Raw genomic sequence first — 13,904 nt, 5'->3', positions numbered from 1 at the left:
TACTTCAATTACTCTAAAAACATCTAATTTTTCCATTCTAAATTTATAAATCTTTTAGTTTCAATAAATCTATTTATTCAAGTTTCATATATCATGTTTTGGTTTAAATCGCATTTTATGTTAAAGATTTACTTCAAAATAAATTATCATGAGGAGTACCATTTATCCACATTAACTCTTTTAGTTTGACTTTCATTAGCTATTTTTTCATAACCACCCGTAAATGCCACAACACAATCATCGTGAATAGCTTCATTTGGATAAGCTGTAATTTTTTCTAAAAATTCCATGGCCCATTTTTTCGTAAACCCTGTTCTATCCTTTCCAACAAGGTAGATTCCATTCAATTGAATATCTGATGAAACTCTTCTTGCACGGTCTACTTTATTCTCTCTTGAGTTACCAGTACCTGTAGTGAATCCTCTTCTTGTTAACTCATCAATAATTAATAATCCGAAGTTTTTACCGGTGCTTCCATCGAGTTCAATATACTGTACATCTGACTTGTCACGTGCTGCAGTGTTGATAATTTCATTAATCAAGTTTCGTGACTCAAGCTGAAATTCATATGAATCCAAAATGTAAATGTTACCGTTTAGATCTTTAGCCAGCAGAACTCCTGCAGTAAAATCCGGATCACTACATTTAAGTTTATCATCGTTTAATACTTCAGTTGCAGCAAGATCCCAATACCTGATAACTCTAACGATTGGTATTTTCATGTATTCATCATGAGAGATTATGTGGAAGTCTGATTCATCAAATAGCTGACCTTTAACTGAAGCATACCAGTTACCGTTCATTAACTGTTCCCTTGTAACTCTATCAAGTCCCATTAGGTATTCTTCATAGTCTTTTCTGTCCAAATAAATATTATCTAAATAACTGGAGCTGATGAATCTTATTTGGTCTTTATCTTGGATGTCAGTATCTATTTTTTCAATGAATCTTTCACGTACCCATTTGTTTCCACGCTTACCGGGATTACTTGAGCACATTAACTGTGTCGGAAGTTTATTGTCTTTTGTTTTCCTTACTCTTGAGCGCATATAGATATATTTGAATCTTTCCAATTGTGTTAACTCATCAATACCAATGAACTGGTATTCTGAACCCTGATACGTATCTAAGTCATTAATGTTTCTTAAATATCCAAAAGTTAGTGAATTGCCGTTTGGAAATGTCCATGAATGTTCTGTTCCATCCCACTTTGGTTTGATGCTTGGATTATTTTGAATTTCCTTTCGATTTAACCATTGGCTAGCCTTATGAATTAAAGCTCCTTTACGCTTCAAGTCAGATAAAGTACGTCTCAAGATTAATGCATGGTATTCATTAACATCGTCCTGAACATAAAATAATGCTCTCATTAACAAGCTGGTTGATTTGGAACCTCCTGCAGCTCCACCAATCAACACTTCCTTTTCAGTAGCTAAAATCATTTCTGCTTGCTTTGGAAATGGATTGAATGGTATATATGGGTTTTCATATACACATTTCTGAAGAATAGCTTTATCTTTAGCATCTAAATAGAATTTGCCGTTTTCATCATACATTGTTATCATCTATTTGTTTTGCAAGAACTTCTATCTCATTCATAATGTCTTTTTGTGAAAGCTCTATTTTCTTATCTTCTAGTTCAAGAACTCTGTTTTTAAATAGCCTATCCATTTCATCTTTGAATAGTTTGTTTTTAGCTTCAAATGCTCTTACAGATAATTCTAAATATTTGACTTTTAATTCAGCTATATCGAGTAAATATCTCGGTAGACTTTTTTCATTGGCGATGTGTCTTATTTCCTGATCTATTTTTGCAAAGTCGATTTCAATGTCTACAGCATTTTTAGTTATCTTGTCAAGATTGTCAAGGCCTGTTTTAATGTCTGTGACCTGTTGCTGAAGGATTGTATCAATAGCTATGTCAATATTGTCTTGATGAACATTATTGTCTGTTATTTGCTTTTGGCTAATGGCTCTCTTTGTTAATGCTTCTTTATCTCTTGCTCTTGGGTCTTTGTCTTTGTCTGTTAAATTATATTTCTTTTTGAATCTTGAAAATGATGCTCTGCTTACTTCGAATTCATGTTCTTCTGCCAGCCATCTTCTGACGCTTTCATCTGTTGCTCCAGATGTTTTCATAGCTATTATTTCATCTAATAATGTTTCAAGAAAATCATTTTTAGTCAGATTTAGATTTGCTTTGAATTTCCTGTATGTAATGTCTGCTACATCTCTTTCATATTTTGTTTTTAGAAGTTCTCTGACTTCGTTGTTGCTCATTCCTTTTCTGCAGCAGTTTATTATTTCCTGTTCGTGTTGTTCTAGAAAATATATGATGTCTGAATTTCCTCGACCCATAGTGATGGTACTCCTATAAATCTCTTAATTCTCTTTCCAGTTCTTTTTTCCTTGCTTCAATCAATCGGTATTCTGTTTGCTTGATGATTCTTTCAAAATCAGGATTGGTGTTTATTAATGCTAAAGTGTCTTCTGCATTTCCCATAGCTATTAGTTTTGCTCCAAGTTCATATGCGTCCTTGTGGGTGAAGGTTGAGTCTTCAACAATTTTTTTGAGAGTTATTTCCACTCTTGCACTAATATTGGTTTTTTCAGGTAACATAATATATAATTTTATTATATATTATATATAAAATTATATTATGTAAAAAATATAAAAGTAATAATAAATTTTATTATTACCTTTTACAATCAAAAATAGTTTTTGTTAAGAGTTATATCCTGGAGATATATTTTTTGAAGTATTTATTACTCTTCTTTATCCATTTGATCAAGTTCTTTTTGGAGGTCTGCAATTTGCATTTCTTTGTAGAATCTTTCGAACCTTCCGGTTTCAATAAGAAAAGCTGAAACTTCAAGAGCATCTCTATAGGTATAATTAGACTCTTTGATAATTTGCTTTTTGTCTTCATCCATATAGGATGAGGTATTATTTATATTGGCCATACGTATTACAACCTGTATATAATAATTAATATAATATTTTATTATTACTTTTATATAAAAGTATCAATTATTATACTTTCAACATCACAACTTTAAGAATAATTGTTTTATTCTTTTGAATTAAAAATCTCTTCAAATGTTTCAAAATTATCAACAGGATAATAATCAACTTCTAATTCTTTAAAATGTTTTTTGGCACAGTCAATTTTATAACACTCTTCCCCACGTAATTTATCACAATCCACATTCGACTTAGTTTCAATGACAAAATATGAATTTTCAGCATCTTTTTGCACACAAATAGACCAATCAGGATTATATGTGCCGAAAGGAGTGTCTAATTTATACCAATTAGGTAATTTTGCATAGAATTTTATTCGATTATCAATTTCTAATTTATTTGCAAATTTTACTTCACCACCAGAATCATAAAGAAGATAATCATATAATGATTTTTTATCCTCCATTGAAATAGCTTGGCTAGTATACGTATAAATTTTCTTTTGTTTAAACAAATTTTTGTCATAATACTTTTCTGTTTTACTATAAACAATATCTTTAATTTTCAATTTTCTCATTACTGAATTGATAATTTTAGTGGCTCTCTTAATATACTCTTCAGGATTTTCAATGAAAATATTTAACGTTCCACTCTTTTTTAAAATTTTAGCAATAGTGTCTCTAGTAACATCAGTGTTCTTCTGAAGAACATCGAGAATATTTGGCAAATTATCATAATTCGGCTCTATAACAATTGATTCTCTTTCAATATTATCAAAAGTAACTCCAAAATAACCCATATCTAATTTACTGTTTGTTACTTCAACAAGAGACTTAATATTATTTAAAGATTGCATTTCTTCACAACATAAATCTATTAACTCTTCAGTATTTATTTTAACACTATAAAATGTTTTATATTTGATTTTATCCCAAAGTTCATCAAATTCTTTAAGATTAAATATATCATCATTAATTTTTATTTCTCTGCGCTCATTTGCATCTTTGACAAAACTCACTGAATATTTTAATAATACATCATAGATTTCATCATAAAAGTCCATAAATTCTACCGGTATCTCAATAAGTTCATTATGCTCTAAAGAATATTTTAATTCATTTTCCAATTCACCATTTTCATCAATGTAGTTTTTTTCTTTGAAAAATTCAAAAATCTTTTTTGATTGATCATAATTTAAAGAATATTTATTGCCCTCATAATCTTCATAGCTTAATCCAACAAAGGAATTTTCTTTAATAACACCTAATTCATATCCTTCTTTCATTAAATCATCTTGTAATGCTTTAGCAAATGAAGAATAACTTTCATTAGCCATAATGGTCAATATATTTATATTTTCATCATGAACTCTTTCCCCATTTTGATTTACACATAAACGAAGCCCACGACCTATTTCTTGATGTTTTTTCAAATCTGATTTTGTAGGATTTAAAGTACATATTTGGAATACATTTGGATTATCCCATCCTTCTTTTAATGTAGTATGTGAAAAAATAAAACGCAATGGGTGGTCTAAATTTAAAATTTCTCCTTTAGATTTCATTATTAAATCATAAGTAGTGATATCCTTTTGACCTTTTCCATTAGTATCGACATATAACCCATTACCATCTTCGGAAAAATATCCTTGATGAAATTTTTTAACATTATTAACATCCAAATATTCTTGTTTTAAATCTTGATAATAAGGGTCCGAGATTAGTTTTAAATATTCTTCTTCGAATATATCTGCATAAATTCCATTAATATAGTCATTTTTATTTTTTTTATCTTGAAAAATTCTATATTTATCAACTTTATCAATGAAAAATAAACTTAAAACCTTTATTCCTTTTTTATTTAATTCTTTTTCTTTATCTAAATGTTTTTTAATTGTTTGTCTAATTTGAACTCTTTTAATATTTAAATCATCAATATCTTCATTATTTGGATTAACATCCATCACTTCTATTTTTTTAACTAAATTTAATTGAAAAGCATCAATTGCATCTAATTTATAAATTAGATTTTTATTATCTTTTGGTGTAGCAGAATATTGTAAAGTACATAAAGGTTCCAAATAATTAATTGCTTTTTTACTTTGTTTACCACTGGCTGTAGATTGAGGTTCATCAATAATAACTAAAGGTTTAGTTGCTTTTATTAAATCAATTGGTCTTTTACCGTTTAAATCATCATGAGGTTTATATATAATATTTGTCTTTGTTTCATCATCAAAATCCCTATTGAATGCAGAAATATTAATTATCATTATTTGAATATTATCTTTATTATAAAACTCAAAAATCTTTGACAGATTCTTACTGTCATAAATAAAATAATCATAGTTGACATTCTCAAATAAACGTCTAAAATGATCTTTAGTGCTTTCTAATGTTTTATATACTCCTTCTCTAATAGCTATACTTGGAACAATAATAATAAATTTTTTAAAATTATATTTTCTATTTAATTCTAAAATAGTTCTTAAATAAACATAAGTTTTCCCCGTACCAGTTTCCATTTGTATTGTAGCATCCAACCTATTTGTTAAATCTATTTTACTTATCAAATTGTTATGTTTTTGAATATTTAATAAGTTTTCACGAATTTGAGGGGATTTTAATTTTAATTGATTACCTACACCACTGATTAAATTAAATTTAGAATCAAAGCTTCTTTGTCCGGAAGAAATAATATTCACATGGGATAATTCATCTTGACCTTGAAACAAATTAACTGTTGAGTCTATCGCATTTTTTTGATAGGTTAAATTAGGATTAAAGTGTAATTTAATCTCTTTGTTTTGCATAATACCTCCTCCTCATAATGTTTTAAATAAAGCTATATCATATTTCAATTTTTCTTTAATGTTTGATTTAAGTGAATCATCTGATTTAAAACATTTTTCTAAAAATATTACGCAAGTGTCAGGATTACACTCATCAATAATTTCATTTGAAATATTTTCATCAACATTATCTTTTAAACAAACAATGTATTGTCCAGAATTTATTGAAAATAGGTTTTCTTGAATTTCCTTTATAGGAATCGATAATTCTAACCCTTCTTTTATTAAAATTTCATACAAAATATCAAATTTGTTTCGACCAGGCAAAATATTATTTATATTACTATCTAATGCATCATACAAACTTTCTAAAGGTTTTTCTTTATCTAAATTAGGTTGCCATAAAGAAAAATTTGAAGAATCTAACTTAAACACTTTAAACCCAATATCCAAATTTTCATTTTCTGAATTTTGAATTATTTTTTCTCCAGCGAGATTTATTCTCTCTTTAGATAATTCAACATCAAAATGTGGTTTATCCAAACCATCTAAAAAATTAATAGCATCTTTAGCATATTTGTCATTAGCTCTTTCTTGAACTATTTGTTTAGGTATTTGCACCAGAATAAAATTATTATTAGTGCCTTCTTCTTCATTCAATTCCATTACTGCTTGAGCAGTTGCTGCAGATCTAGAAAAGAAATCTAAAATTGTTGCATTTCCATTTGTTGAATATTTAATTAATTTTTTAATTAATATCACTGGTTTAGGGTATTTAAATAAATCTTTATCAAACAGAGCTCTTGCATCTTTGGTGCCCACCTCATTTAAATATGGATTTTTATCTTCATCGTCATCGTCAGAAGTAGTTGCAAATAAACTATTAACTGGATTATATAATGATTTTAATTCGTTTTTATATGTTTTAAATATGAATCCTCTATGTCCGTCATCTTCCTCTTTAAATTTAATTTTCCCAGATTCAATATATTTTTTCATAGTATTTTTACTAAAGGACCAGTATCGACCTTCAGGAGGATAATCTACTTTTTTTGTATATGGATTTTCTATAGGGAAATATGTTGAGTCACTACCACTTTTTGCACTAGGATCGCTAGATTTCCAATCGCCTAAAGAATCGTTATCAGGATTTTTATAATTTGAAAATTCTTTTTTTTCACCATTTAAATAAATTTTATCAATATTCTTTGCATAAATTAAAACATAATCATGTTGTAAGTTAAAACCGGTATTTTTATCAGCAGTAGTAGTTTTTGTTTTACGTATAACTTCACCAACATAATTTATTTTCCCAAATATTTCGTCACAAATCTTTCGTAAGTTAACCATTTCATTTTCATCAATTGTAATGAAAATTAAACCATTTTCTTTTAATAAATCTCTTGATAATAAAATACGTGGAAAAATCATATTAAGCCAATCAGTATGAAATTGGGGATTAGATTTTTTATTTACAAAGAATTCCGAATCATCAAGATTATCTTCTGATTGTTCAATTAAATCAGGACAATCTTTAATTATTACCTCATCTCCATTATTGTATGGACAATCAATATAAATCATATCTACTTTATCAGTATAGTTATCCCTTAATATTTTCAATACTCTTAAATTATCTCCTTCAATGAAAATATTTTTTGTATCCTCCCAATATTTGCTTTCATTTATACTTGGCCTTAATGTATCATATGATTCTTGTTTTAAACAATTATAACATCTATTTTTCCCATACCAAGTGAATCCATAATGTTCTTCATCTTTAATTAAATCTTTACTCAATAAACTTTTTAATTTCTCAAAATTAAGAACATCCTCTTCAAAAACCTCAGGAAATATTTGTTTTATCTTATCAATATTTCCCTGTACAAAATCTTTATTTTCTCCGGTGATTGATGATTTCTTCAAATTAATGTATTCAAATGATAGTAAAAACATTAAAAAAGCATATAATTTAAAAAATAAAAAAATGCCGAAGGCTCTTTATAAATATAAATCTATTGATGCCAATGGATATGCTTTTGATTTATTAGAAACAGACCTAATATTTTTATCCAATGCAAATAATTTAAATGATTTATATGAAGGCGAAATTTTTTATGATAATGAAGAATTACTTTATAATAGATTCAAATCTAACGGTTTGCCTTATTTTATGAAAAAAACAAAATTTAACATTAATCAAAAAGAACAAATAAAAAATTCTAAAAATCCTTATTTGGATACAATGAAAATAATTTATGAAACAGACGATAATATTAATTCCAAAATTTCGTTTAATGAATTTAATAATGATTTATCTAATTTCATTTTAGGCATGTCCGATGATATTTTAAAAAATGGAAATATTGCCCGTAAAGAAAACACTTATTTAACTTGCTTTTCTGAAAATCAGGATATAAAATTAATGTGGGCACATTATACTGACAATAATAAAGGAATTTGTATAAAATACAATATTAAGGATTATGAATATTTAATGCATGTATGTTACCCAATTAAATATGAGGATGGATATGATTACACTGAAGAATTATCCAATTTTAAAGAACATATGTATAAACTTGCATTTGATCCATATTTAAGAAAGGAAACAGACTGGAGTTATGAAAAAGAGTGGAGACTATTATTTAATCATGAAATTTTTTTAAGAAATGCATTGAAACTTGGGGATAAATATTTTCTCAAATTGCCAAAACCTTCTGCTATATATTTGGGCAAAAGAATCAGCAGCGAAAATAAACGGAAAATATTTGATATTTGTAAAAAAAGAGAAATTTCACTTTATCAAATGGAAAAAGATTCACGTGAAGCTAAACTTTATGAAATTGAAATTTTAAAATATTCTGAAAAAAGTTCGGAAAATGAATTATTTATTGTAGAATCTATTAAAAATAAGACATGTAAATCAATTATTCGTGATTATTTTTACTATCCTATTTTAAGAAACATAGATATAGAAAAAAGATTTTCAAAAATTATTGACTCATTTAATAAATTAACTGATGAAGAAATACAATTCTTTTTAGAGGAACTATTATTTAAAAATAATATTTATCCTGTGTTATATCCCTATTACACTAATGTATTATTATTTTTGATAAAATTATACGATAATAAATCATTTAATCACATAACTACTATTGATGGATTATCTATTGAAAAAAACTTAGAAAAATGGATTGGATATTGTATTTCAAGTTTCTATAATAAAAAAATTGTAAGATATTTGATTTTTTTTGAAAGATTATTCATGAGATTTTATAATCGTTATGTTATTCTCTCTGATAAAGAAAAAGAGAGTTATGAACGAGAATTATTTAACTATAACTTAAAAAATAACTATGTTACCTTAATCGAAGATGATACTTCTGATGAATCTAAGTTAATGCATCCATTCACAAATGAAAATCAAAAAGAGTTAATTAGAAATAATATTTTAGATAATATCCAAAGAGTAATTGATTTATTTTATATTAATGGTCACTTCGATGAAGATGGATGTTATGAAGAATATCTAAAATTAAAATTAATTGTTGAAAAAATAGAAAGTAATACTAAATCACGTTACCAAGAAATTTTTTTAAATTCAAAAGACCAGTACATTATTGGTTATGACAATTTATTTAATAAATCATATGATATCCAATTAGAGAACACTGGACTCTTTTTAACACTGAACAAACATATTTTACAATTAATATCTCCTAAAGATAAGATGTTATTTGAGATTTTAGGAAAAATTAATTATAATCATGAAATCACAAAATTCATCTTTGAATGTTGTAATGAATTGAATATACCATATAAAGAAGACATTATGATAAATATTAATGATTATTTTAATCCTAAAACCAATCCATATATCCTTTATAATAATTTAAAAATCAAATAAGGTGGTTTGTTTTGGTTCAATATATCTTATTACTTCTGTATCAATTAGATTATCATCTTCCTTAAGATGTCCAAGCAGCAATGGTGATTTCTCATCATGCAATTTTATAACATTTTTTGGAATTTCAGGTTTTCGATTGGCGTAGCAATATTTACATTCACTTAAACAGGAATTATACGCACCTATGTCTCTTGATGGAAGGCAGTGACAGTTTTCCCTAATTCCAGTTCCTTTAACATTTTTATAAACTACATTGTGTGCCTGTTCTAAAATTTCCCGAGTTGTGCAACCTGCTGCATGAATACCATATTTTTCATAGCTTTCATTTGTTGCACATGATTGAGTGTAAAGATTATATCTCTCTGATATCTCACCAATCCCTTTCAATAGCTTCACTTTATCTTCCTCAGTAAGTGGAATTATCTCAGGCATGTTCTCTTCAACTTTTTTGTACATATCAACAAAGCTGAATATGCATCTGTAAACTAATGGTGAGATCTTTTCGACTATATACTCGAATGTTTCCAGATGTTTTTCAATAGTGTATTTTTCAGTCAGGAGTATTGGGTCATATCTCCAGAGAATCTTATTGCTACCAACAATATCAGATAATTGTTTTAACGTTTTAATAGATTGATTTATTGTTGGAACTTTCGGTTCTATGTCCTTGCCGTATGCAGTAATTGTGTAGTTGCACAATATATTGTACTTTTCATCAATGTCACCTAGTTTCAGTATGGGTTGGTAGTTTTTGGAGCAGAACAAAAGACAATCAACATCTTCAGGCCTTAAGCTTAACTTGTATACATTCTCCCTTGCAAATGGATTTCTTGAATATGCATATCCTTCAGCTAGTCTATTCAGTAGCCATGGAGTGTAGTAGTTCACTATATCTGTTCTTCCGCCGACATTTATTATCATATTATCACTTACTATATCTGGTGCCATTAACATTTCTTATTTGTGTTTTGACCAGCATCATACAGCCAATTCTGATAAATAATAACTGTTCAAGACAACATTTTTATTTCTATACATTCACTAATGTTTTTATTTTATATCTGAATATATGTTAAAATTCTACGATTTGAACGAATTTCCAAAACTTTAATTACTGAAGAAAATAAAATTAGTATCTGTAGTGAGAGAAAAGTAGTAGATAATTTCTATACTATTGGCATAACAGTACCTACTGTTCCTTTTCCGTTTTCTTTAACTATGTCAAATACTAAGTTATTGGCATTTAGTCCCTGATAAGCTAAAGTCAATAAGTGCATCCTTTCAAATGCTCCGGTAGCATCTCCTGTTTCAAACATTGCTGTCTGTTCCATAATCGAGGATAATGCCGCTGCATTTAATGTTTGTTTGTTGGTAATAGCTACTACATGGTTTGCCATAATGTTTCTTAAACCATATCCTAATCCCTCTAAAAGAACCGGAGGTCCTAAAAGTGCACTGATATTTGAACCTGCAAGATCAACGGTTCTTGGATAAGCTCCCATTACTACAGTTTTGATGGTTGACGCATCAAACATATTAATTTCAAAACTGTCTATAATAGTCCGGATAGTTGCTGCACTTGCCTGTAAAGTTGATACGCTGTAATCGGCAGCTACATTCAATCTTTCAAATGGTATTTGAACCAATAACTGCTGTCCGTCATTAATTAGATTAACGCTGGTGTCATCATCTTCATTTACTTGCAATATTTTTTTCATTTTTGTTGCAATAAGTTCTGCATTTTCGACAATAGGCAAATCTAATTCCCGTCCGGGAACATATGTAGATTTTCCACCCATTGCACCTGTTTTTAAACCTTTTTCAATACCTGCTAAGTTAACAGCTGCAGACCTTTTAATATCATAAATCATCTGTTGTATAGCAGAATTTTTAAGGGGGCTAATTGATTCAAGTGGTACAGATTCTTCGATAATCTTTCCGTCTGGACCATATAAATCTAGATTGTCATCATATATTTTCATTAGTTACCTCCTAAAAAGTAATATTAATTTTTAGCGTATGCTAAATTTTTAATACTGATTATTATATCATAATAATCGTAATTAGTTAATAGTAATAATTATATAAAGTTTTCTTCATCTTAAAATAGTAAATTAATGTTTAATTTGAATTCTATCGATTTTTAAATGGATTTTACCAATTTAATTAATTAAAATAAGTTATTTTTTTAAAATAATCTCATGTAATATTTTTTTTATAAAAAGTATTATTTAATAACCTTATTGATAATGCATGATTTGGTGATATTTTATCAAATTAGGGATAGCCGTTTTAATTTTCATCTTAAATTGTAAGATTTGTGTGTTTTTATTTTAAAGAAAAGTAATTTAAATTTTACTTACTATAATCTAATTGTTTAAACAGTTTAAGAAAAAGTAATAATTATTACAAAGAGAATTTGTATTAAATAATATTTTTTTATCAAAATTTTGTATAAAATAATAATTTATGCATAATATAAATCCTATGTGTGCTGGTAAAAATTAATGATAAAAAAATAAAAATAAATTTATACTTTAGTTAGTTGGCAAAATTTGATGATAAAGACAATTTATTAATATTTTTTTATATTGGGGTGTCCACCAAAGGCAAATTCCGTTATGCAAAAATTTTTCTATTCTGCAATCGAATCACTATTTGCCTTTTTTTCAAAAATTTTCTTTTGAATTTGGCGAATACCCTATGGATGTAAAAGTTGATTATTTTATTAGCAATAATCAAATAGTGATTAATAGTAATAATTATTTAAATGTTTCTTTTATAAAATCAGCTTAATTAGTCTTATTTTTTTTAAAAAAAGTGTTTTAATAGGTAATATGTTCATATTAATAAGGAATATTTCTTTTAAAATCTAAAAAACAATATTGTGGAGTTATTTGAATTTTATTGTTTTATAATTTTTTATTATTGTCCTTATTTTGGCTAAATTATTGTTGTTTTTTTCATTTTATTGTTAATTTTTACATTGTTATTTTTTGAATTTGCCATGCGGGAGCATTTCCGTATCTTTTTTTTGAAAAATAAGTCTTTATATTCTATTTTCATTTTAGTAATACTTTTTTCTAATTTAATATTATTGTTAATATTTTTTCATTCAATTGGTATTATTATTTTTTAAAAATTAATTCAGCATTCTTTTTTTGTTCAATAAAATGATTTAAAATATTTATTTTATTATAATATTTTTCAATTTATTTGTATTATAATAGTTAAGGTTATAAACTTGAATCATGTAATAATACATCATTCATGTTAATTGGTGATATTATGAGTTGTTATAAATACTGGGGCAAACTTGAAGAAATAGCTAGTAAATTATCATCATATGGGGATTTAGATAAATATGGTGATTCTGCTTTAGATGATGTGGATATTAATGAAATTATTGAAATCCTAGATGATGTTGAAATCATTGCACATGATAAAACAATAGATTTCGACTCTGCAAAGCATATTCTTGATGATGAAAAGATGAATAATGCTTTAAAATTGATTAGAAAATTTTATGTTTATGTAGGTGCAAGACTTGAAACTGAAAACGCATTGGAGATTCTAGAATCAGACAATGTTAGTGAAACTCTTGATTCATTCCAATTCTATGACCGTTATGTTGGATTATTGAATAACGAAAGTCAGCTGGTTAAATTTAACAAAGATAAAACATTTCTGTTTTTAGGTTCAGGGCCTCTTCCATTAACATTGATAATGTTCAATAAACTGTTCGGATGTAAATGTATTGGAATAGAACAACAGGAAGATGTTGCAGAATTGTCAATAAAAGTTTTAAAGAAATTAGGACTTGAAAACGAGATTGAGATTGTTGTTGGAGATGAAACCGCTATAAAAGATTTGGATTATGACATTTTAATGGTTGCGGCATTGGCAGAACCAAAAGACAGGGTATTTTCAAACATCTGGCAATATGTTGATGAAAAAACTCCTGTAATTTATAGGACATATACCGGAATGAGAGCAATCTTGTACTCTCCTGTTTTGGATAAGGATACAAGAGGATTCCATAAGGAAGTAATGATACTTCCAACCGGAAATACAAACAACACTTCTGTTTTAATTAGAAAAATTCTTTAATTTTATTAATTTATGATTCTATTGTAAAAATAGAATTTCCTTTTCTTTTTTTAAAATCCTCATTTTTACATGGCTCTTTCAAAAACTTAAGTGATTTGGATCAAACTTAATTTATTGGAGCAACC

General features: G+C 27.0%; 10 protein-coding genes. 2 read left to right on the top strand and 8 right to left on the bottom strand.

The window, feature by feature from the left end; all coding sequences use genetic code 11:
• Positions 1-146 precede the first annotated feature (146 nt).
• The 6 genes from Q4Q16_RS06085 to Q4Q16_RS06060 form a co-directional block, all read right to left on the bottom strand.
• Positions 147-1,556 carry a phage terminase large subunit gene (locus Q4Q16_RS06085; RefSeq protein ID WP_303346835.1) on the bottom strand — a complete coding sequence of 470 codons (1,410 nt, stop codon included), beginning with the start codon at positions 1,554-1,556 and terminating at the stop codon, positions 147-149.
• A complete protein-coding gene (locus Q4Q16_RS06080) occupies positions 1,549-2,358 on the bottom strand; it encodes a hypothetical protein (RefSeq protein ID WP_303346834.1) in 810 nt (269 codons plus the stop codon). The genes Q4Q16_RS06085 and Q4Q16_RS06080 overlap by 8 nt, the downstream gene beginning before the upstream one ends.
• A 13-nt stretch (positions 2,359-2,371) precedes the next feature.
• The gene (locus Q4Q16_RS06075) at positions 2,372-2,620 is read right to left on the bottom strand and encodes a hypothetical protein (RefSeq protein WP_303346833.1); all 249 of its coding nucleotides are present in this window, start codon (positions 2,618-2,620) and stop codon (positions 2,372-2,374) included.
• Positions 2,621-2,766: 146 nt separating this feature from the next.
• A complete protein-coding gene (locus Q4Q16_RS06070) occupies positions 2,767-2,964 on the bottom strand; it encodes a hypothetical protein (protein ID WP_116592752.1) in 198 nt (65 codons plus the stop codon).
• Positions 2,965-3,071: 107 nt separating this feature from the next.
• A complete protein-coding gene (locus Q4Q16_RS06065) occupies positions 3,072-5,777 on the bottom strand; it encodes a DEAD/DEAH box helicase family protein (RefSeq protein WP_303346832.1) in 2,706 nt (901 codons plus the stop codon).
• 12 nt (positions 5,778-5,789) lie between these two features.
• Positions 5,790-7,340 carry a site-specific DNA-methyltransferase gene (locus Q4Q16_RS06060; protein WP_303346831.1) on the bottom strand — a complete coding sequence of 517 codons (1,551 nt, stop codon included), beginning with the start codon at positions 7,338-7,340 and terminating at the stop codon, positions 5,790-5,792.
• 346 nt (positions 7,341-7,686) lie between these two features.
• Between Q4Q16_RS06060 and Q4Q16_RS06055 the strand changes: the two genes are divergently transcribed.
• On the top strand, positions 7,687-9,669 hold the full coding sequence (locus tag Q4Q16_RS06055; protein WP_303346830.1) for a DUF2971 domain-containing protein: 1,983 nt from the start codon (positions 7,687-7,689) through the stop codon (positions 9,667-9,669).
• On the opposite strand, the gene Q4Q16_RS06050 is transcribed toward Q4Q16_RS06055, so the two are convergent.
• Both Q4Q16_RS06050 and Q4Q16_RS06045 read right to left on the bottom strand, forming a co-directional pair.
• On the bottom strand, positions 9,655-10,590 hold the full coding sequence (locus Q4Q16_RS06050) for a DUF1848 domain-containing protein (protein WP_303346895.1): 936 nt from the start codon (positions 10,588-10,590) through the stop codon (positions 9,655-9,657). The two genes, Q4Q16_RS06055 and Q4Q16_RS06050, sit on opposite strands and share 15 nt — an antisense overlap.
• Before the next feature lie 245 nt (positions 10,591-10,835).
• Positions 10,836-11,651, bottom strand: a complete 816-nt coding sequence (locus Q4Q16_RS06045; RefSeq protein WP_368660215.1) for a hypothetical protein — start codon at positions 11,649-11,651, stop codon at positions 10,836-10,838.
• 1,306 nt (positions 11,652-12,957) lie between these two features.
• Between Q4Q16_RS06045 and Q4Q16_RS06040 the strand changes: the two genes are divergently transcribed.
• Positions 12,958-13,779: a nicotianamine synthase family protein gene (locus Q4Q16_RS06040; RefSeq protein WP_303346829.1), complete on the top strand. Its 822-nt coding sequence runs from the start codon at positions 12,958-12,960 to the stop codon at positions 13,777-13,779.
• Positions 13,780-13,904: the final 125 nt, after the last annotated feature.

Origin of the sequence: Methanobrevibacter sp., assembly GCF_030539875.1 — an archaeon.
Classification (GTDB): domain Archaea; phylum Methanobacteriota; class Methanobacteria; order Methanobacteriales; family Methanobacteriaceae; genus Methanocatella.
This window is presented reverse-complemented; position numbering and strand designations above follow the sequence as displayed.

Coding starts and splice junctions, on each gene's coding strand:
- Q4Q16_RS06070 (WP_116592752.1), bottom strand. CDS start 2,964: ATGGCCAATATAAATAATACCTCATCCTATATGGATGAAGACAAAAAG.
- Q4Q16_RS06050 (WP_303346895.1), bottom strand. CDS start 10,590: ATGATAATAAATGTCGGCGGAAGAACAGATATAGTGAACTACTACACT.
- Q4Q16_RS06080 (WP_303346834.1), bottom strand. CDS start 2,358: ATGGGTCGAGGAAATTCAGACATCATATATTTTCTAGAACAACACGAA.
- Q4Q16_RS06060 (WP_303346831.1), bottom strand. CDS start 7,340: ATGATTTATATTGATTGTCCATACAATAATGGAGATGAGGTAATAATT.
- Q4Q16_RS06065 (WP_303346832.1), bottom strand. CDS start 5,777: ATGCAAAACAAAGAGATTAAATTACACTTTAATCCTAATTTAACCTAT.
- Q4Q16_RS06085 (WP_303346835.1), bottom strand. CDS start 1,556: ATGTATGATGAAAACGGCAAATTCTATTTAGATGCTAAAGATAAAGCT.
- Q4Q16_RS06055 (WP_303346830.1), top strand. CDS start 7,687: ATGTATTCAAATGATAGTAAAAACATTAAAAAAGCATATAATTTAAAA.
- Q4Q16_RS06040 (WP_303346829.1), top strand. CDS start 12,958: ATGAGTTGTTATAAATACTGGGGCAAACTTGAAGAAATAGCTAGTAAA.
- Q4Q16_RS06045 (WP_368660215.1), bottom strand. CDS start 11,651: ATGAAAATATATGATGACAATCTAGATTTATATGGTCCAGACGGAAAG.
- Q4Q16_RS06075 (WP_303346833.1), bottom strand. CDS start 2,620: ATGTTACCTGAAAAAACCAATATTAGTGCAAGAGTGGAAATAACTCTC.